Origin of the sequence: Burkholderia sp. BCC0419, assembly GCF_902830285.1 — a bacterium.
Taxonomy (GTDB): domain Bacteria; phylum Pseudomonadota; class Gammaproteobacteria; order Burkholderiales; family Burkholderiaceae; genus Burkholderia.
Genome location: NZ_CADESR010000001.1, coordinates 276,787 through 295,514, shown reverse-complemented (window position 1 = coordinate 295,514; position 18,728 = coordinate 276,787). Strand labels below are relative to the sequence as shown.

Genomic DNA, 18,728 nt, shown 5'->3' with positions numbered 1-18,728 from the left:
GCCAGAGCAAACTACTCAAACTGCCGGAATGGGCTGGCAATTTGCTCAGTCTATCGATAAATCTGCCACTTTTGCCGTCTTTTTGTTGGCTCGACTCACGGAAATAATGAATCCATCGATCGGCCGACCCGCCGCGCCGCTGCTTTTTCAGGAAGCCCGGATTCGCGCCGAAGCCCCGCCCGGTCGACCAGAACGCCCGGACACCCGTACCGGCACTGAATATGGAGACAGACCGATGACTCGCTTCCTCGACGTTCCCGCCACCGCCCGCCTGATCGCCCAAACCGGCGTCACGACGTTCCTGCGCGAACTCGTCGACACGCTGCGCGCCGACTACCTGCACTGGGCCGATTTCGACAAGTCGCCGCGCGTCGCGTGCCACTCGCGCGACGGCGTGATCGAGCTGATGCCCGTCGCGAACGCGTCATTGTTCGCGTTCAAGTACGTGAACGGCCACCCCGTCAATGCGGCGCGCGGGATGCATACGGTAATGGCGTTCGGCGCGCTCGCCGAAGTCGATACCGGCTACCCGTTGCTGCTCGCCGAACTCACGCTCACCACCGCGCTGCGCACGGCCGCGACGTCGGTCCTCGCCGCGCAGGCGCTCGCGCGGCCCGATTCGCGCACGATGGCGCTGATCGGCAACGGCGCGCAAAGCGAATTCCAGGCGATCGCGTTCCACACGCTGCTCGGCATCGACGAAATCCGCGTGTTCGACGTCGATCCGCGCGCGACCGACAAGCTCGTGCGGAACCTCGCCGCGTACCCCGGCTTGCGCGTCGTGCGCGCCGCGTCGACGGCCGACGCCGTGCGCGGCGCCGACATCGTGACGACCGTCACCGCCGACAAGGCGTACGCGACGATCGTCACGGCCGACATGATCGAGCCCGGCATGCATCTGAACGCCGTCGGCGGCGATTGCCCGGGCAAGACCGAACTCGACGCGGGCGTGCTGAACGCGGGCCGTGTATTCGTCGAATTCGAGCCGCAGTCGCGCATCGAGGGCGAGATCCAGCAGATGCCGGCCGACTTCCCCGTGACCGAACTGTGGCGCGTGCTGCAACGCGAGACGACCGGCCGCGAACGCGCGGACGAAGTCACGGTGTTCGACTCGGTCGGCTTCGCGCTCGAGGATTACTCGGCGCTGCGCTACCTGTACGCACTCGCGCAGCAGCACAACGCGGGCGTCGAGATCGCGCTGATTCCGCCGGCCGTCGATCCGAAGAACCTGTTCGCGCTGATCGACGATCCGGCCGCGATCGCGCAGGGTCACGCAGCGTTCGTGACCGAAGCCGTCGCCGCGTTCGCGCGCTGACCGTCATGCGCGGGCGGCCCGTGCGCCGCCCGTTTCCCTGCCCTTCGCTCTCGCCTTCATGAATCTCGTATCGATCCAGGCGCCGTCCGCCGTCGTGATGATCCGGCCGCACCGCTTCCTGCCGAACCCGCAGACCGCGGCCGACAACGCGTTCCAGCGCACGGCCGGCAGCGGCGCAAACGACACGCGGTCGGTGTCGGCCACCGCGCGCAACGAAGTCACGGCCGCCGCGCAAACGCTCGCCGATGCGGGCGTGCGCGTGCACGTGTTCGACGACCGCGGCGAGCGCGACACGCCCGACTCCGTGTTCCCGAACAACTGGTTCTCGACGCACCCGGGCGGCCATGTCGCGCTGTATCCGATGCACAGCCCGAACCGCCGCCGCGAGCGGCGGCCCGATGTGATCGAGATGCTGAAGGCCGAGTATCGCGTGCAGGACGTGATCGATTACTCGGGCCTCGAATACGACGACGTGTTCCTGGAAGGCACCGGCGCGATGGTGCTCGACCACGTCGCGCGGATCGCGTACACCGCGCGCTCGCGCCGTGCCGATCCGGTCGCGCTCGAACGCTTCTGCACGCACTTCAACTTCGAGCCGATCTGCTTCGACACGGCCGACGCGAACGGCAAGCCGATCTATCACACGAACGTGATGATGAGCGTGGCCACCGAGTTCGCGATGGTCGGCCTCGACCTGATCGCCGATAGCCGCCGCCGCGGCGACATCGCGCAACGGCTGACCGAAACCGGGCGCGCGGTGATCGCGCTCGATCCGTCTCAAATCGCGAATTTCGCGGGGAATACGCTGGAATTGTCGGGGAAGGAGGGTCGCGTGCTCGCGCTGTCGCGGCGGGCGTTCGACTGCCTCACGCGCGACCAGCGCACCGTGATCGAGCGCTCCGCGCGGCTGCTGCCGCTCGACGTGCCGACGATCGAACTAGCCGGCGGATCGGTGCGCTGCATGCTCGCGGGGATTCATCTCGCGCGGCGGGCAACCGCGCCGGATGCGATCGCCGTGGAATCGGCCGCATCGCCACGCGAAACGACGCCGCAGATCTGACCGGCAGGCTGGCAAAGCGCAAACGGCTGCCGATGCAATGCACCGGCAGCCGTTCTCGTGTTCGAAGGGTATTGAATCGGCAACGCCGCGGAATGCTCCGGCATCCGAACGATACCGGAGCGCACCGCGCCGCTCACCCCGCCAGCAGCTTCAACCCGGCCGGTAGCGTTTCGCCGAACACGCGCACCGTATCGGCTTCGTCGAACGCAATCGCTTCACGGACCATGTCGATCCACGCCGTCGATGCATTCGTGGCCGACAGGCGCTTGATGACGGCCTCGCGCGTATCGTCCGGCAGATCGCGTGAGCGGTCACCCGTCATCCGCGCAATCTGCGCAGCCGCGAACGCAGCCGGCTCGACCTGCTTCCAGTCGAGCGCGAACAACGCATCGAGCCAGCCGTTGACGATTTCCGCCGGCACGACGCTGTGCGCGCTGCCGTAGAACGGCCGACGCGCGCCGATCCGCCCGAGCGCCCACGCACACAACGCGCGTTCGGCCGGCTTCTGCAGTTGCACGATCAGGCGCTCGGCCAGCTCGACCTTGCGCTCGACGGGCAACCGTTCAAGCGACGCGGACAGCCGTGTCATGTCGGCCGGCCCGACCTTGGCCGGATCGAACGGCAGCTTGCGCCGCTTGTCGTCGGACGGTTCGAGGAACGCGATCGCGTCGCGCACCTGCGTCTGCGCAGCGTCGTCGAGGCCGCCGGCCACGCGCCGCCACAGCGTCCACCACTCGGACCACACCTGCGCGTCGGTCACGTATTGAATGCCGTCGTCGAACAGCGGCCACAGCTGCTCGATACGCCACGCGTCGAGCGGATGGCCGAAACCCGGACGCAGGCAATACCCGGCGAGATTCAGCCACGCGCGCTCGTGATCGGCCGAGCGGCGGCGCCGCCGCGCCCGTGCGAGCAACGCGTCGAACAGTTCGCGCGCGAGCGCGACGTCCCAGTCTTCGCGCGCGCCGAGCACCTGTTCGAGTTGCGCGCGCAACCGGCGCGTGTCCTTCGGCGCGACGCCCGCGGCCTTGCTGCCGAACGAACGCTCGATCAGCTCGATCGCCTGGTCGAGCCGCGGATGCCGCGTAGGCGCGGCATCGTCGCCGTGAACCGGCGCATCGCCGCGCAACTGGAATTCGAGCCGCCAGCGGCGCGCCGCGTCGTCGGTCGCGATGCAATGCATTTCGAGCGTGCCGACTTCGGTCAGCGACGCGGTGAGCTTCACCGGCGTTTCGCGTGCGTCGCCGCCCGCCTTCGCATCGACGACCGTCGCGATCGGCGGCAGCCGCACGAAATCGCCGCCGTCGAGATCGACGAGATCGCCGGGCTGATACTTCGTGTCGGCCACCGTCGATACGAGGTGGAAACGCACCGGCTGCCCGAGCTGCAGCGCGAACGTGCGATCGTCGAGCCGGATCTCATGGCCCTCTTCCGAGCCGCGCGGCAGCAGGCAGACGCCGCGTGCGGCTGCGTCATCGGCGCCATCGTCGAGCACGAGGAAATAACTGCGCGCGGAGCCGCCGCCGATGCGCGGTGCATGCCCGGCGCGCGCGAGCCCGTAGGCCACCGCGCCGCGCGCGACGGCCACATCGGGATGCGCGTTGTGCAGCACGTCGAGCGGTGCGCCGCGCCACGCGCCGAGCGTCTGCGCGAGACGGCCGGCGAGCGCGCCCGCGCGGAACACGCCGCCGTTGAGCAGCAGCGTGTCCGGCAGCGGGCCTTCCGCATGACGCTTCAGGAACGCGGCGACGTGGCGCGTGACGGCCGCGTCGCTCGCATACGGCAAGCCGAACTCGACGATCGCCGCGCGCGCACGGCGCGGCAATTCGCCGGCATCGACCTGCGGAAAGAACCCGTCGACGACGATCTGCTCGACTTCCTGCCGTGTCAGCTCGGCCGAGCGCGCGCCGCCGACGAGCTTGCTGCCCGCGCCGAGCAGCGTGACGGTGACGGACGCCGGCGCGTCGTCGCCGAGCAGCCGCTCCTTCGCCGCGCGACAGCGCTCGACGAGTTGCGACAGGCTCGCGGCCGACAGCCGCGTACCGGGCTCGGTCAGCCGCGACTCGACCAGCCGCGCGAGCGCGAGGTCCATGTTGTCGCCGCCGAGCATCAGGTGGTTGCCGACGCCGACGCGCGTAAAGGTCGGCTCGCCGTCGTCGCCCGGCGCGACGTCGACGAGCGTGAGGTCGGTCGTGCCGCCGCCGACGTCGCAGATCAGCACGCGCCGCGCCGCGGCGAACGTGTCGCGCAACGTGTCGCGCTGGCCGTACAGCCAGTCGTAGAACGCGGCTTGCGGCTCCTCCAGCAATCGCAGCGCCGGCAGCTTCGCGCGTCGCGCGGCCTCGACCGTCAACGCGCGTGCGCCGTCGTCGAACGACGCGGGCACCGTCAGGATCACATCCTGTTTCGCGAGCAGCGCATCGGGAAAGCGCGCGTCCCACGCGTCGCGCACATGCGCGAGATAGCTCGCGCTCGCATCGACCGGCGACACCTTGTCGACGCCGTCGGCCGCGCCCCACGGCAGGATCGCCGCGAGCCGGTCGACCGACGCGTGCGACAGCCAGCTCTTCGCGCTCGACACGAGCCGGCCCGGCACCTGCGCGCCGAGCGTGCGCGCGTAGCGGCCGATCACGGCCGGCGGCGCACCGGCCGCGTGCGCGGGCGCTTTCGCATCGGTCGCCCACGGCAGCCGCAGCGCGTCCGGCGGCAGTTCGCCCGCCGCCGGGTGATAGCGCACCGACGGCAACAGCGGCTGCGCGGCCACCGCGCCGGGGCCGACCAGTTGCTCGACGTCGAACACGCGGATCGCGTCGGAGCCGGCCTCGACGTATGCGACGACCGTGTTGCTGGTGCCGAGGTCGATGCCGACCGTATAACGCTTCATCGCGCTCAGGCGGCACCGCGCACGTCGAACTCGACCTTCCAGCGCTCGTTCGTGCCGCTCGGGATCGCCTCGAGCTCGAGCGTGCCGGCTTCGGTCACGCGCGCATGCAGCTTCACCGGCACGACCTCGCCGACCGTACGCCCTTCGGCGGGCAGCGTGGCCTGGATTTCTTCCAGTTCCTGCAGCTCTTCCGGCGACCAGTAGTCGAGCAGCGTGCCGACCTGGTCCTGGCGGCGCACCGACGAACCGAAGAAGCGGAACTGCACCGGCTCGCCGACGACGAGGCCGAACTCCTGCGGCGGCAGCGCCGCGTCCGACCCTTCCTCCATCCCGAACGGCGCGACGCACAGCGCCTGCACCGGCGGCTCCAGCCCCGGCACCGCGGGCATCGCCGATTCGATCGCGACGTAGTACGCACGCGCCGTGCCGCCGCGAATGCGCACGCCACGGCCGCGCTTCACGTAGCCGTAATACGCCGCGCCGCGCGCGACCGCGAGATCGAGATCGGCGCCTTCGAGCAGGCGGGCGGGCGGCGCGCCTTCGGCGGCGAGCCAGCTGTTGAGCGTGTCGAGCACGCGCTGCGTGAGCAGCGTCGACTTGAACACGCCGCCGTTGAACAGCACGGCGGTCGGATGCAGGAACGTCGCGCCCTGCGGCAGCGTGCGCTGCACGCCGTCGAGCGTGTCGAGCGCCGCGACCTGGCGGCCGAGGAACGCCGCGAGATGGCGCGTGATGCCGGCATCCTGCGCATACGGCAGGCCAAGCTGCGTCAGGCCGACACGTGCGCGGCTCACCGGGCGCGCGGCGGCATCGACTTGCGGGAAGAAGCCTTCGAGGATCGTCTGCGTGAGTTCCGCGCGCGTCAGCTCGGTGCGGATCGAACCGCCGATCAGCTTCGAGCCGCGGCTCGGCACGACGAGCGGCACCGCGTCGGTCGTCGGGTCGGACAGCAGCGTTTCCTTCGCCGACCGGCACGCGTAGGTGAGCGCGCGCAGTTGCCACGGATCGGCCTGCGTGCCCTGCTGCGCGAGCTTGCGCGCGACCACGTGCGCGAGCGCGAGGTCCATGTTGTCGCCGCCGAGCAGGATGTGCTCGCCGACGGCCACGCGATGCAGTTCGAGATTGCCGTCGCGCTCGACCACCGCGATCAGCGACAGGTCGGTCGTGCCGCCGCCGACGTCGACGCACAGGATCAGGTCGCCGACCTGCACCTGCTTGCGCCAGCCGCCTTCGCTCTTCTGGATCCAGCTGTACAGCGCGGCCTGCGGCTCTTCCAGCAGCGTCATCCGCGTGTAGCCGGCGGCACGCGCGGCTTCCGCCGTCAGTTCGCGCGCGGCCGGATCGAACGACGCGGGGATCGTGACCGTCACGTCCTGGTCGACGAACGGCGCGTCGGGATGCGCGTGGTCCCACGCTTCGCGCAGGTGCGTCAGGTAGCGGATCGAGCTTTCCAGCGGCGACACGCGCGCCACTTCCGGCGGCGCATCGCTCGGCAGGATCGCCGCACGGCGGTCGACGCCCGGGTGGCACAGCCAGCTCTTCGCGCTCGACACCAGGCGGATCGGCGTGCCGGCGCCGCGCGTGCGCGCCATCTCGCCGACCGCGAAGCCGCGCGCGTCTGTCCACGGCAGCGTCAGGTCGCCCTGCGTCAGCTCGCTTTCATGCGGCAGGTAGAGGAACGACGGCAGCAGGTCGCGCGATTCCAGCGCGCCGGGCGCAGTGAGCTGCGCGATCGGCAGCACCTGCTGCACGATCTTTTCGCCGTCGCTCGTGCTGCTGTCGACATACGACAGCGCGCAATGGGTCGTCCCGAGGTCGATACCGATCGAATAGCGCGGATCGCTCACAGTTCCACCTCCGCCGGTGCGACCACCGAGGCGTCGTGGCTGCCCGTCAGCTTCGGCAGGCGCACGTCGGCCACGCGCCAGCCGCGATGGCTGACGGTGCCCGTGAACGGCGCCGAGCCGACCACGTTGCCGGTCACGCGCACGGCCGTCGCGTCGAAGCCGGCCGGCAGCGTCACGCGGCTGCCTTCGGCTTCGTCGCGCACCGGCACGATCGTGAAGTGTTCGCGCAGCGCGGCGCGGCAGCCGTCGTGCACGAGGCGCGCGGCCGCGCCGATGTCGGCGTCCGCGTAGCCGGCGATGTCTTCCTCGACGAAATCGATGAAGCGTGCGTCGCGTTGCAGCAGGCCGAGCAGTTGCAGTGCGGCCTGCGGGCTCGCTTCGCGCAGCTCGGGCGCCGGCGCCTTCACCGGCGCGGGTGCGACGGGCGCGGCAGCCGGTGCCGGGGTCGGCGCGACCGGGGCCGGGGCGCCGTCGCGCACGCGCAGCACGCCGGCGGCGAACTCGCGATTGCCGAGCACGGAGAAGAACGTGCCGACGGCCAGCGACAGCCGGCCGAAGAAGGACAGGTTGGATTCGGGCATGGGGTCTGGACTCCTGTGGGCTCGCAGCGTGGCGAGCGATCTTGCCTGGGCGCCCGGCGGCAGCGTGCGGCATGCGCACTGGCGCCGCCCGGCGCGTGATTCGAACGCGCCCTCGCGGGTGCGGAAAACCCGTATTTTGCCCTGTGGCGGGCAAACCGGGCAGAAGTTGGGGGACAGAACATGGCGGCGCGACGGTTTCGGCCGCGCCGGATCGTGCCGGATTGCACGTCAGGCGCGATCGATCGTGATGCTGTGCCGCGTCAGCGCGTGTAACCCCGCAGCGCAGCCTTCGCTTCGAAATCGCGCGACAGCATGCCGAGCGTGACTTCGCCGAAGCGTGCCAGCAGCGACGCTTCGGCCTCCTTCAGCGTCGCCGACAGATGCGCGTTGACGGCCTGTTCGACCAGGCATTCGGGCTCGTCCTCGGGCACCAGATCGGAAAACAGCGGCGGCTCGCCCACTGCGCGATAGACGTCGAGCAGCGTGATGTCGTCGAGCGCGACGCTCAGCACCCAGCCGCCGCCATGCCCCTTCTCCGACTGCACGTAGCCGCAATCGCGCAAGCCGCCGAGCAGGCGCCGCACGACGACCGGATTCGTGGCCAGCATCGTCGCGATCGTCTCCGACGTCAGCGGGCCGTCGGCCTGGTCCATGTGGATCAGCGCATGCAGCATGCGCGACAAACGGCTGTCGGTTCTCACGGGCAGTGCTCCCCTCTCTCGAAACTTCTGAAGTTGCATGAATGATACCATCGCCTTATCATGCAACTTCTCGTGTTTCATGAGTTGGCCGCCAGCGGAGCACGTGGATCATTCACGCAGGTTCAGAAAGGAGTTGAGGCATGCATTCCCATCATGAAGTGATCGTGATCGGCGGCAGCTTCGCGGGGCTGTCGGCCGCGATGCAACTGGCGCGGGCACGCCGCCGCGTGCTCGTGATCGACGCCGGCCGGCCGCGCAACCGCTTTGCCGAACATGCGCATGGCTTCTTCGGGCAGGACGGCAAGCCGCCCGCGCAGATCGTCGCCGAAGCGAGCGCGCAGCTCGCCGCGTATCCGACCGTGCGGCGCATCGACGGCGAGGCGCGCACCGCCGAGCGCGACGCGGACGGGCGCTTTCACGTGACGCTGGCCGACGGCAGCCGCGCGAGCGCCGACCGGCTGATTCTCGCGACCGGCATCCGCGACGAACTGCCCGCGCTGCCGGGGCTCGCCGAACGCTGGGGCATCAGCGTGCTGCATTGTCCGTACTGCCACGGGTACGAGGTCAGCGGCCAGCGGCTCGGCGTGCTCGCCACGCATCCGCTGTCGGTCCATCAGGCGATCCTGATTCCGGACTGGGGCCCGACGACGTGGTTCACGCAGGGCGTGGTCGACGCGAACGAGGAAGAAGCCGCGTTGCTCGCGGCGCGCGGCGTGCGTATCGAGCGCTCGCCGGTCGTCGAGATCCTCGGCGATGCGCCGCGGATCGACGCGCTGCGGCTCGCCGACGGTCAGGTCGTGCCGATCGACGCGTTGTTCATCGGCGCGCGCACCGGCATGGCGAGCGACCTCGCGCAGCAGCTCGGCTGCGCGTTCGACGAAGGGCCGCTCGGCCCTGTCGTTCGCGTCGATGCGTTGAAGCAGGCGAGCATCGCCGGCGTATTCGCAGCAGGGGACGCGTCGACGCCGATGAGCAACGCAACGCTCGCATCGGCGTCCGGCGTGATGGCCGGGGTCGCCGCGCACCGGTCGCTGATCTGGGGGCTGCACGCGTAACAACGCGTGCAGCGTCCCGTCACGCGATCAGGACTTTGCGATGCCTTCGAGCATGCGGCGTGCGTCGTTGATCAGCATGCTGAAATCGACCGTATCCGGCGCGGTCTCGACACCGGTGATCACCGCGGTAATCACGGCCTTCGACCCGTTGTGATACGGGTACACCTGCGTGACGTACGTCATGTCGCGGCCGTGCAGCGTCGACACGAAGTAGCTGCTGTAGATCTTGCCCGTCACGGGATCGGCCCAGCCCTGCTGCGCGGTCATCGGTCGCGCGAGACGCATGAAGTTCGCGGTCACCGATTCGGAGTTGTACGGCGAATCAACCTCGAAGCGATAGACGATCTGCAGCGACGTCAGTTGCGTACGCAGGTCTGCATCGTTGAAGTTCGGCACCGGAAACTTGCCGATCAGCCCCTGCTGATAGGCATTGCGCGTCGTCGGCTGAAAGGTGACCTGATAGCCCTTCGGCGATTCCTGCACATTGAAGTTGACGTCGTACTTCACGCCGGAACCGGCAACGCCATTGTCCGTGCGGGCATGCACGACGAACGAGCCGGGCGTCAGGTTCTCGAACCGGAGCCGGTAGTACTTCGCGTTCGCGATGACCTGCACGCTGCGGCTGTCGTAGCCGACGTCGCGGACGATGACCGTCGAATACGGCGCGACCTTGCGCGGCTGGATGCCGGTATCGTTCGGAATCTTCAGGACGATCGGCTTCAGGCTCGACACGTCGGTCCGACCGGCGTCGGACGTCAGTGCGCCCATGATCCCCTGGCCAGCCTGTTGCAGCGGATTCGACGTGCCGCATGCAGCGAGCGAAGCGGCCGCGACGACAATCGCGATACGACCTGCAAGGGGACGGGACAAGATGGACTTCATACGGTGAGACCCTCCTTTGTTTTCGTTGGCATGATCGCGGCCCTCGGTCATGCGCGCCTCGCTGGTCTGGACAGGGCGCGCAAAGAACCGGACATCGCCTCTATATCGGCACGATGTGGCCGTTCCTTAAGCCAGCGGCACGGGCACGTCGCCGCGCCGATGGATTCGCGTCTCGATGTGCGGTTTAATGCTCGACACCACCCGCATTAAGAGCCACGAAATGCTCGACCTCGACGACCTTCGACTCGTCCGCGCGATCGGCACGTCGCGATCCCTGGCCGCTGCCGCCCGGCTGCTCGACCTCACGCCGCCCGCGGTCACGATTCGCCTGCAACGGATGGAGGCACGCCTGAACGCAAGGCTCGCCGTGCGGCAGCCGAAAGGGATTGCGCTGACCGACGAAGGGCAGCGGCTGTACCAGGAAGCCATCGGCATTCTCGAGCGCGTGGAGGCGCTGCCGGTCAGCATCGCGGGCGACCACGGCGACGTGCAGGGCACGCTGCGCGTCGTCGCCCCGCTCGGCTTCGGCCGCAAATACGTCGCGCGGATCGTGCGCGACGTGCAGCGTGCACATCCGAAGCTCGAAATCTCGCTCCACCTGTCGGAAAGCCCGCTGACCAGCGCGTCGGGGGCCGACGTGGTCGTCCATGTCGGCGGCCTCAAATCCTCGTCGTGGATCGGCTATCCGCTCGCGCCCAACGAGCGCTTCCTGTGTGCGAGCCCCGGCTACGCGCGCCGCATCAAGGACCTGAACCATCCGTCCGACCTGACCCGCTACGACTGCCTGTGCCTGCGCGAGAACGACGAAGACATTCCGCGCTGGCGCTTCTCGCCCGCGAGCGGCGTCAAGGGCGAATCGCGACGGTCTACCGTCATCCGCGTGACCGGCGCGCTGTCGTCCAACGACGGCACCGTCATCACCGAATGGGCGCTCGCCGGGCTCGGCATCGTCGAACGCTCGGAGTGGGACGTCGCCCCGCTGCTCGCGAACGGCAAGCTCGTCCGGTTGCTGCCCGGCTGGCGCCTGCCGCCCGCGCCGGTGACGGCGCTGTTGCCGTCGCGTACCGGCCGCTCCGCGCGGCAGCGGGTGTTTCTCGACGCCGCGCGGCAGTTTCTCGATCCGCCGCCGTGGCGCGGCAAGGCGTGAGCCGGGGCCGCTCTCCGCGAGATTCCGCCGATTAAATTGTGCTTAATGGAAGATTAGTTCCGCATTAAACATGATGCGAGCCAACTCCCCTACAGTGTCCGCATCGGCAACCTCGCAATCGGACGCATCGTGGACCTTCGCACCCTCAACACCCCGGCCGCCTTGATCGATGTCGGCCGCATGCAGCGCAACATCGCGCGGATGCAGACGCATCTGGACGCACTCGGCGTCCGGTTCCGGCCGCACGTCAAGACCACCAAATGCCGGCACGTCGTCGACGCGCAAATCGCGGCGGGCGCGCAAGGCATCACGGTGTCGACGCTCAAGGAAGCCGAGCAGTTCTTCGCGGACGGCATCCGCGACATCGTCTACGCGGTCGGCATGGTGCCCGCCAAACTCGGCCAGGCGCTTGCGCTGCGCCGGCAAGGCTGCGACCTGAAGATCGTCGCCGACAGCCTGCCGGCCGCGCACGCGATCGCCGCGTTCGGGCGCGAGCACGGCGAACGTTACGACGTATGGATCGAGGTCGACGTCGACGGCCACCGCTCGGGCATCCCGCCCGAATCCGACCTGCTGATCGACGTCGGCCGCGCGCTGACCGACGGCGGCATGCTGCTCGGCGGCGTGCTGGCTCACGCGGGCTCCAGCTACGAATACAACACGCACGAAGCGCTGGTCGCGATCGCCGAACAGGAGCGCAGCCGCACCGTGCGGGCCGCGGAACGCCTGAGGGCCGCCGGGCTGCCGTGCCCGGTCGTGAGTATCGGGTCGACACCCACCGCGCTGGCGGCGGAACGGCTCGACGGCGTGACCGAAGTCCGCGCCGGCGTGTACGTGATGTTCGACCTCGTGATGCACAACATCGGCGTGTGCGAACCGTCCGACATCGCGCTGTCGGTGCTGACCACCGTCATCGGCCACCAGGAAGAGAAAGGCTGGGCGATCGTCGACGCGGGCTGGATGGCGATGAGCCGCGACCGCGGCACGCAGCGCCAGGCGCGCGATTTCGGCTACGGGCAGGTCTGCACCGAAGCCGGCGACGTGCTCGGCGACTACCTGATGAGCGCCGCCAACCAGGAACACGGGATCGTGTCGCGCGCGGGTACGCCGGATACCGGCATCGCGCAACGGTTTCCGATCGGCACGCGGCTGCGCATCCTGCCGAATCACGCGTGCGCCACCGGCGCGCAACATCCCGAGTACCAGGCGATCGGTGATGACGGCGCCGCGCAGACGTGGCCGCGCTTCTACGGGTGGTGAGCGACGTCCGGCGTCCATGCCGTGTCATTCGCGCATTGACTATTTGTCCATATCTGGACAAACTTTAAACATTCTCGATTCGTCTCGTGCCGACCAGGCACCCCCGACCATGCCGACCGACGCCCGCCTCCTTCTCCTCGACCGCGATGCCATCGCGCCCGCCCTGCAGGCCGAGCAAGTGATGGCGGCCGTCCGCGAAGCCTTCGTGCTGCACAGTCAAAGGGCCGGACGCGTATTCCCGGTGGTGCGCGAGAAGCTGCATACCGGCGGCGTGTTCGGCATCAAGTCGGGCGACGTCGCCGGCCAGGATCTGCTCGGCTTCAAGGCGGCCGGGTTCTGGCCGGGCAACCGGGCGCGCGGCGGCGAGCCGCATCAGGCCACCGTCGCCTTGTTCGATCCGGCGACGGGCAGGCCGCTGTGCATCATGGACGGCAACGCGATCACCACCGCGCGAACCGGCGCCGCCGGCGGCCTCGGGCTGCAACAGCTCGCGCGCCGCGACAGCACGCGGCTCTGCGTGTTCGGCACGGGCGTGCAGGCGCGCGTGCAGCTAGACTATGCGCTCGCGCTGCTGCCGCAGCGCTGCACGGTGCAGTACGTGAACGTCAGCGGCGAGCCGGAGCCGGCGTTCGAATCGCACTTCGTCGAACGGTGCACGATCGGCGTGGCGCGCGACCGGAACGACGCGGTGGCCAATAGCGATGTGGTGATCACGGCCACGCCCGGCGGCGGCCCGTTGTTCGACGCGGATGCGGTTCAGCCGGGCACCCACCTGACCTGCGTGGGCGCCGATACCGCGGGCAAGCGCGAACTTCCGGCCGGCGTGCTGGAACGCGCGCGCATCGTCGTGGACGATCACGACCAGGCGCGCAGCATCGGCGAGTGCCAATGGGCGCCGGATTTGCCGCGCACCGAAATCGGTGACATCCTCGCGGGTGCGACATCCGTCGATCGTGCCGCGCACGAGATCACCGTCTTCGACATGACGGGCCTCGCGCTTCAGGACCTGACCGTCGCGCGCTTCCTGTATCGGCACGCCCTCGACAACGGCACCGGAACCTCCGTTCCGTGGCCCTGGTAAAACGACTTCCTGCTTTCAACCGCCATGCGTCTCGCCAAAGTTTCCGCCCTCTCGTTCGATCTCGACGACACCCTGTGGCCATTCGGGCCGTCCGTCGTCCGGGCCGAGGCGACGCTTCGCGCATGGCTGATCGAGCACGCGCCGAATACCGAGAGCGTGCTGCCCACGCAACAGGCACTCAGTGCACTACGTGAGGAATACGAACGGTTGTGCCCGAATCTCGCCAGCGACTATCGCGCGATGCGAATCGGCTCGATCCGGCTCGCACTGGAGCGCGCGAACGAAGATGTCTCGCTGACCGATCGTGCTTACGACGTCTTCTATGCGGCGCGCAACCGCGTCGAGTTCTACGAAGACGCGCTGCCGGCGCTGGCGTGGTTGAGCGCGCGCTTTCCGTTGATCGCGGTCACCAACGGCAACGCGGATCTCCGGCTGACCGGCGGCGGCGAATTCTTCCGCACGACGCTCAGCGCGCGTGCCTTCGGCTTCGCCAAGCCGGAACCCGAGATCTTCCATGCGGCGGCGGACGCACTCGACGTGCGTCCGGCCGAATTGCTGCATGTGGGCGACGACTTCCACCTCGATATCGTCGGTGCGTTGAATGCGGGGCTTCAGGCCGCGTGGGTCGTGCGCGAGCCTCGGGCGGAAGGGGAACAGGCTTCGCTGCATCCGGCGACGCCGCATCTCACGTTGCGCGACCTGGCGATGCTGTGCCGTGCGCTGGGTGCGCCCGATACGGTTTCGTGATCGCAGGCGGACGCGGCGGGTCGTGCCGATGCGGCGCATGACCCCCCACCCGTTTCACGCCGCCTTCCTCGCCTCCGCGATCCGCTGCGGCGCCTTCGGCCGCGCATACAGCCGTTCGAGATACGCGCGCAATTGCGGGAACGGTTCGATCAGGTGGCATTCGCTCGCCCAGTCGATCAGGTAGGCCGTCACGCAATCGGCCACCGTCAGCGAATCGCCGACGATGAACTCGCGCCCTTCGAGATGCTTGTCGAGAATGACGGCCATCGTCGCGAAATCCTCGCGCGCCAGTTCGATATCGGCCGGCGAGCGCTTCTCCGGCGGATAGAGGAACGTGTGCCGCGTGATCCGCCACAGCGGCTGCTCCAGCTCCGTCACCGCGAACATGACCCACCGATAGGCCTCCGCCCGCAGCGCCGGTTCGACGGGCAGCAGCGCCTTCTCCGGGTACTTGTCCGCGAGATACAGCACGATCGCGGCCGATTCGGGAATCACCAGGTCGCCATCCACCAGCACGGGCACCTTGCCGGCCGGATTGAGGTGCAGGAATTCGGGCCGCTTGTGCTCGCCCTCGAGCAGGTTGACCGACACGAATTCGAAATCCGCATCCAGTTCCTTCAGACCCCACAGCGCCCGTTGCGAGCGGGTGCCGGCAAATCCGTAAAGCTTCATCGCCAGTCTCCATCGAGAATGTCGGGAAAATGTCTGCCGCATGCGGGCCACCGCGCCTCGAACGAAGCGACACGCGTCGCCCGGCATCACGCGTCGCTCATGCGCCCGGAATCGCCAGCACCGGCATCACGTCGATCGACACGCCCGGGAACAGCGTGAAATGCGGATGACCTTCGAACAGCGCGGCGGCCGCGTCGTGCGACGCCGCCCGCACGACGGTAAAGCCGCTCAGCGCATTGGCCGTGTCGTGGATGCCGTCTGCATCGATGGTCTTGGTCTTGCCGAGCGGCCCGCCCAGCTCGACGATCGCGTCGCGATGCCGGTCGACCCACGCATGCCATGCGGCGATGCCGTCGCGCTCGCGCGTGCGCCGCTCATCCTCCGGCAGCGCAAGCCAGGCCTGCATCGCCGGGCTATCCGGGGTCCCGAGAAATACGGCGAGATACAACTGTTGTTGCGCACTCATGCCTTCTCCTCCGATGACGGACGCGGCGGGTTGCCGCGCCTCGACCTTGACAAGATAGGTTGATATCAACACAATTGCAACATGGCACGAAAAGAAAAGCTTCCCTTCGAAACGACGCTGATGGTGCGCGATTGCTGCCTGTGCCTGCACATGCAGCGCGCGGCGCGCAATCTTGCGCGCATCTTCGACGATGTGCTGCGCCCGCTCGACCTCACCAACGGCCAGTTTTCGCTGCTGATGTCGTTGAACCGGCCGCAACCGGCCCCGATGAAATCGGTCGCGTCGCTGCTCGCGATGGACCGCACCACGCTCACCGCGGCGCTCAAGCCGCTCGAGCGGCGCGGTCTCGTCACGATCGTGCAGGATCCGGACGACAAACGCAGCCGCCTGCTCGCACTGACGCCGGCCGGTCACGACCTGCTGGCCGAAGCGTTTCCGCTGTGGCAGCAGGCGCATGCCGAGATCGAGCGGCCATTCGCGCCGGGCGAAGTCGATCAGTTGCGCGGCCAGTTGCGCACGCTGTCGGTCGAGCCGGGTTCGCGCGACTGAGCCGGCGCGCGGATCGCCCCGCGCGGTCACGCGCACTTCCTGCCACGCGCTGTCAGCAGACATTGCCGGCCCCCGTCGCGCCGCCCGATTCGGTGGCAATATCGCTCGGCACGACAACCGATCCGGTATCCACGAGGAGACGAGCATGGGCAACAACGAGAAAGGCGCGATTTTCCGATCGCTTCACCGCGCGGGCCAGCCGCTGGCGCTGTTCAACGTGTGGGACGCCGGCAGTGCGCGCACGGCGGCCGACGCGGGCGCCGTCGCACTGGCGACCGGCAGCTGGTCGGTCGCGGCAGCCAACGGTTTCGCCGATGGCGAGCAGATGCCGCGCGCACTGATGATGGACGTGCTGGAGCGGATCGTGCGCGCGACGGCGTTGCCCGTCACGGTCGATCTCGAAAGCGGCTACGGCGAGCGGCCGGAGGATGTCGCCGAGACGATCGCGATGAGCATCCAGGCCGGCGCGATCGGCTGCAATCTCGAAGACAGTTTTCCGGCCACGGGCGAACTGCGCGACGTCGACGAAGCGGCGGCCCGTCTCGCGGCCGCCCGGCAGGCGGCCGATCGCGCGGGCGCCGACTACTTCATCAACGCGCGCACCGACGTGTTCTTCAAGGCAGCAGCCGATACGCACGACGAACGCTTGCTCGATGCAACGCTGGCACGCGCCCGCGCTTATGCGGCAGCCGGCGCCGACGGCCTGTTCGTGCCGGGCCTGCGCTCGCCGGCGCTGATTCGCGCACTGACGGCCGCGTCGCCGCTGCCGGTGAACGTGATGCGCGTGTCGGAAACACCGACGCTCGCCGACCTCGCCGATTACGGCGTGGCGCGCATCAGCCACGGGCCGTATCCGTACCTGCAGGCGATGAAGACGCTGGCGGCGCTGGTCAAGCAAGGCGGCTAACGGATTCGCGGAGCAACGGGCGTCACCCGATTACATCGCATGTAATTGGCGCGCGGCACGCCCGCTCCTACGCTTCGGGTGTCGCGCCGCCCTTCCGGCAGCGCTCATCGCCCGGAGACATCATGCCCGCCTACCCGCTTCATACGATCGATTCCGCACCCGCGGAATCGAAGCCCGTCCTCCAGCAACTCCAGCAAGCGTTCGGCGTGGTCCCGAACATCGCGGCGGCGATGGCCGCGTCGCCGGTGCTGATCAACGGCTTCATCGGCCTGTTCGAGCGCGTGCACGCGAGCAGCCTCACCGAGCCGCAGATCCAGACGCTGCTGCTGACCAACGCGGTCACGAACGCGAGCGAGTGGCCGGTCGCGTTCCACACGGCGCTCGCGCTGAAACAGGGTGTGCGGCCCGCCGACGTCGACGCGATCCGGCGCGGCGAGTTGCCCGCCGACGCGAAACTGGCCGCGCTGTCGGCCGCGGCGCGCACGCTGATCGACACCCGCGGCCGCCTCGCCGATACCGACCGTCAGGCGTTCGTCGATGCCGGCTTCACCGCCGAGCAGTTGCTGGAAGTCATCGCCGTGGTGGCCGCGTCGACGATCACGAACTACGTCGGCAGCGTCGCGCAGCCGGCGCTCGAAGCGCCGTTCGACGCATACGCATGGCATGCGCACGCCGCATGAGCCCGATATAGTCGTTCGCGTCGATCACGGAACGACCAGGAAACGCCGATGAACGCCCGCCGCCGCGCCCCGAACCCGCCGCCGCACGAACTGGGCCGGTTGCTGCGCGACTGGCGCGACGTGCGCGGCGTGAGCCAGCTCGATCTGTCGCTCGACGCGGGTATCTCGCAGCGCCAGATCAGCTTCATCGAAAGCGGGCGCAGCGTGCCGGGCCGCGACACGCTGCTGACGCTCGCGCAGGCGCTCGACGTGCCGCTGCGCGAACGCAACGCGCTGCTGCTCGCGGCCGGCTATGCGCCGATGTATTCGGAAGCGCCGTGGGACGCGCAGGAGATGCAAGGCGTGATCCGCGCGCTCGAACGGGTCGTGCGGCAGCACGAGCCGTTTCCGGCGATCGTGATGGATCGTCACTGGAACGTGCTGATGACCAACGAGGCGGCGCCGCGCTTTTTCGGGTGCTTCATCGACATGGCGGCGCGCGACGGGCCGCGCAACCTGCTGCGTTTGATGTTCGATCCGCACGGCATGCAGCCGTTCGTGGCCGACTGGGGCGCCGTGTCGCGCAGCCTGCTGCAGCGCGTGCATCGCGAATCGGTGGGCCGCGTGATCGACGACGAAACCCGGCGCCTGCTCGACGACCTGCTCGCGTGCCCCGATACGCCGCGCGACTGGAACACGCCGCCGGCGCCGGCCGCCTCGCCATCGCTGCCGGTCATCCCGATCGGCTTCATCCACGAAGGCGTCGTGCTGCGTTACTTCTCGCTGGTCACGACGGTCGGCGCGCCGCAAAGCGCGGCCGCGCAGGAATTACGGATGGAATGCATGTTTCCGGCAGACGATGCGACCGACACGTACCACCGCCAGTTGCTCGACGCGCACGCGCCGGTGCGCTGA

Annotated in this window: 18 protein-coding genes; 11 read left to right on the top strand and 7 right to left on the bottom strand. The window is 68.8% G+C overall.

Going from position 1 to position 18,728, the window contains the following annotated elements; translation table 11 throughout:
• Window positions 1-235: 235 nt before the first annotated feature.
• Together HWW87_RS01320 and HWW87_RS01315 are read left to right on the top strand one after the other, a co-directional pair.
• Complete coding sequence (locus tag HWW87_RS01320; RefSeq protein WP_175818937.1) at window positions 236-1,315, top strand: ornithine cyclodeaminase; 1,080 nt, start codon at window positions 236-238, stop codon at window positions 1,313-1,315.
• Between the two features lie 58 nt (window positions 1,316-1,373).
• Entirely contained in the window at window positions 1,374-2,375 is a 1,002-nt protein-coding gene (locus HWW87_RS01315; RefSeq protein ID WP_175818936.1) for an arginine deiminase-related protein, read from the top strand.
• Between the two features lie 133 nt (window positions 2,376-2,508).
• On the opposite strand, the gene HWW87_RS01310 is transcribed toward HWW87_RS01315, so the two are convergent.
• From HWW87_RS01310 to HWW87_RS01295, 4 genes are all read right to left on the bottom strand, one after another.
• Window positions 2,509-5,259 (bottom strand): Hsp70 family protein, encoded by a 2,751-nt coding sequence (locus HWW87_RS01310; RefSeq protein WP_175818935.1) that lies wholly within the window; start codon window positions 5,257-5,259, stop codon window positions 2,509-2,511.
• A gap of 5 nt (window positions 5,260-5,264) precedes the next feature.
• Window positions 5,265-7,106 carry an Hsp70 family protein gene (locus HWW87_RS01305; protein ID WP_174388910.1) on the bottom strand — a complete coding sequence of 614 codons (1,842 nt, stop codon included), beginning with the start codon at window positions 7,104-7,106 and terminating at the stop codon, window positions 5,265-5,267.
• Entirely contained in the window at window positions 7,103-7,687 is a 585-nt protein-coding gene (locus HWW87_RS01300) for a DUF2760 domain-containing protein (protein ID WP_175818934.1), read from the bottom strand. Before HWW87_RS01300 ends, HWW87_RS01305 begins: the two co-directional genes overlap by 4 nt.
• Before the next feature lie 260 nt (window positions 7,688-7,947).
• Window positions 7,948-8,388 carry an Rrf2 family transcriptional regulator gene (locus HWW87_RS01295; RefSeq protein ID WP_174388908.1) on the bottom strand — a complete coding sequence of 147 codons (441 nt, stop codon included), beginning with the start codon at window positions 8,386-8,388 and terminating at the stop codon, window positions 7,948-7,950.
• A gap of 140 nt (window positions 8,389-8,528) precedes the next feature.
• Here HWW87_RS01295 and HWW87_RS01290 point away from each other — a divergent pair, with 140 nt between their 5' ends.
• Complete coding sequence (locus tag HWW87_RS01290) at window positions 8,529-9,443, top strand: NAD(P)/FAD-dependent oxidoreductase (protein WP_174388907.1); 915 nt, start codon at window positions 8,529-8,531, stop codon at window positions 9,441-9,443.
• Window positions 9,444-9,470: 27 nt separating this feature from the next.
• Here the strand turns inward: HWW87_RS01290 and HWW87_RS01285 are convergent, their stop codons facing one another.
• Window positions 9,471-10,313, bottom strand: coding sequence for a hypothetical protein (locus HWW87_RS01285; RefSeq protein WP_175818933.1), 843 nt, complete (start codon window positions 10,311-10,313; stop codon window positions 9,471-9,473).
• A gap of 199 nt (window positions 10,314-10,512) precedes the next feature.
• Between HWW87_RS01285 and HWW87_RS01280 the strand changes: the two genes are divergently transcribed.
• From HWW87_RS01280 to HWW87_RS01265, 4 genes are all read left to right on the top strand, one after another.
• Complete coding sequence (locus HWW87_RS01280; RefSeq protein WP_174388905.1) at window positions 10,513-11,472, top strand: LysR substrate-binding domain-containing protein; 960 nt, start codon at window positions 10,513-10,515, stop codon at window positions 11,470-11,472.
• 129 nt (window positions 11,473-11,601) lie between these two features.
• Entirely contained in the window at window positions 11,602-12,732 is a 1,131-nt protein-coding gene (locus HWW87_RS01275) for a DSD1 family PLP-dependent enzyme (RefSeq protein WP_175818932.1), read from the top strand.
• Window positions 12,733-12,841: 109 nt separating this feature from the next.
• Complete coding sequence (locus HWW87_RS01270) at window positions 12,842-13,813, top strand: ornithine cyclodeaminase family protein (protein ID WP_175818931.1); 972 nt, start codon at window positions 12,842-12,844, stop codon at window positions 13,811-13,813.
• A gap of 24 nt (window positions 13,814-13,837) precedes the next feature.
• Window positions 13,838-14,560, top strand: coding sequence for an HAD-IA family hydrolase (locus tag HWW87_RS01265; RefSeq protein WP_175818930.1), 723 nt, complete (start codon window positions 13,838-13,840; stop codon window positions 14,558-14,560).
• A gap of 54 nt (window positions 14,561-14,614) precedes the next feature.
• Here HWW87_RS01265 and HWW87_RS01260 read toward each other — a convergent pair whose 3' ends face one another.
• Window positions 14,615-15,232, bottom strand: coding sequence for a glutathione S-transferase family protein (locus tag HWW87_RS01260; RefSeq protein WP_175818929.1), 618 nt, complete (start codon window positions 15,230-15,232; stop codon window positions 14,615-14,617).
• A 97-nt stretch (window positions 15,233-15,329) separates the two neighbouring features.
• On the bottom strand, window positions 15,330-15,698 hold the full coding sequence (locus tag HWW87_RS01255; protein WP_175818928.1) for a YciI family protein: 369 nt from the start codon (window positions 15,696-15,698) through the stop codon (window positions 15,330-15,332).
• Between the two features lie 81 nt (window positions 15,699-15,779).
• Between HWW87_RS01255 and HWW87_RS01250 the strand changes: the two genes are divergently transcribed.
• The 4 genes from HWW87_RS01250 (at window position 15,780) to HWW87_RS01235 (ending at window position 18,728) form a co-directional block, all read left to right on the top strand.
• Complete coding sequence (locus HWW87_RS01250; RefSeq protein ID WP_174388899.1) at window positions 15,780-16,247, top strand: MarR family transcriptional regulator; 468 nt, start codon at window positions 15,780-15,782, stop codon at window positions 16,245-16,247.
• Window positions 16,248-16,392: 145 nt separating this feature from the next.
• Window positions 16,393-17,154 (top strand): isocitrate lyase/phosphoenolpyruvate mutase family protein, encoded by a 762-nt coding sequence (locus HWW87_RS01245; RefSeq protein WP_175818927.1) that lies wholly within the window; start codon window positions 16,393-16,395, stop codon window positions 17,152-17,154.
• 122 nt (window positions 17,155-17,276) lie between these two features.
• Window positions 17,277-17,834 carry a carboxymuconolactone decarboxylase family protein gene (locus HWW87_RS01240; RefSeq protein WP_175818926.1) on the top strand — a complete coding sequence of 186 codons (558 nt, stop codon included), beginning with the start codon at window positions 17,277-17,279 and terminating at the stop codon, window positions 17,832-17,834.
• A gap of 48 nt (window positions 17,835-17,882) precedes the next feature.
• Window positions 17,883-18,728 carry a helix-turn-helix transcriptional regulator gene (locus HWW87_RS01235; protein ID WP_175818925.1) on the top strand — a complete coding sequence of 282 codons (846 nt, stop codon included), beginning with the start codon at window positions 17,883-17,885 and terminating at the stop codon, window positions 18,726-18,728.

Excerpts from the sequence above, each read along its gene's own strand:
- HWW87_RS01320 (WP_175818937.1), top strand. The coding sequence starts at position 236 with ATGACTCGCTTCCTCGACGTTCCCGCCACCGCCCGCCTGATCGCCCAA.
- HWW87_RS01315 (WP_175818936.1), top strand. The coding sequence starts at position 1,374 with ATGAATCTCGTATCGATCCAGGCGCCGTCCGCCGTCGTGATGATCCGG.
- HWW87_RS01310 (WP_175818935.1), bottom strand. The coding sequence starts at position 5,259 with ATGAAGCGTTATACGGTCGGCATCGACCTCGGCACCAGCAACACGGTC.
- HWW87_RS01300 (WP_175818934.1), bottom strand. The coding sequence starts at position 7,687 with ATGCCCGAATCCAACCTGTCCTTCTTCGGCCGGCTGTCGCTGGCCGTC.
- HWW87_RS01290 (WP_174388907.1), top strand. The coding sequence starts at position 8,529 with ATGCATTCCCATCATGAAGTGATCGTGATCGGCGGCAGCTTCGCGGGG.
- HWW87_RS01280 (WP_174388905.1), top strand. The coding sequence starts at position 10,513 with ATGCTCGACACCACCCGCATTAAGAGCCACGAAATGCTCGACCTCGAC.
- HWW87_RS01270 (WP_175818931.1), top strand. The coding sequence starts at position 12,842 with ATGCCGACCGACGCCCGCCTCCTTCTCCTCGACCGCGATGCCATCGCG.
- HWW87_RS01265 (WP_175818930.1), top strand. The coding sequence starts at position 13,838 with ATGCGTCTCGCCAAAGTTTCCGCCCTCTCGTTCGATCTCGACGACACC.
- HWW87_RS01260 (WP_175818929.1), bottom strand. The coding sequence starts at position 15,232 with ATGAAGCTTTACGGATTTGCCGGCACCCGCTCGCAACGGGCGCTGTGG.
- HWW87_RS01255 (WP_175818928.1), bottom strand. The coding sequence starts at position 15,698 with ATGAGTGCGCAACAACAGTTGTATCTCGCCGTATTTCTCGGGACCCCG.
- HWW87_RS01250 (WP_174388899.1), top strand. The coding sequence starts at position 15,780 with ATGGCACGAAAAGAAAAGCTTCCCTTCGAAACGACGCTGATGGTGCGC.
- HWW87_RS01245 (WP_175818927.1), top strand. The coding sequence starts at position 16,393 with ATGGGCAACAACGAGAAAGGCGCGATTTTCCGATCGCTTCACCGCGCG.
- HWW87_RS01240 (WP_175818926.1), top strand. The coding sequence starts at position 17,277 with ATGCCCGCCTACCCGCTTCATACGATCGATTCCGCACCCGCGGAATCG.
- HWW87_RS01235 (WP_175818925.1), top strand. The coding sequence starts at position 17,883 with ATGAACGCCCGCCGCCGCGCCCCGAACCCGCCGCCGCACGAACTGGGC.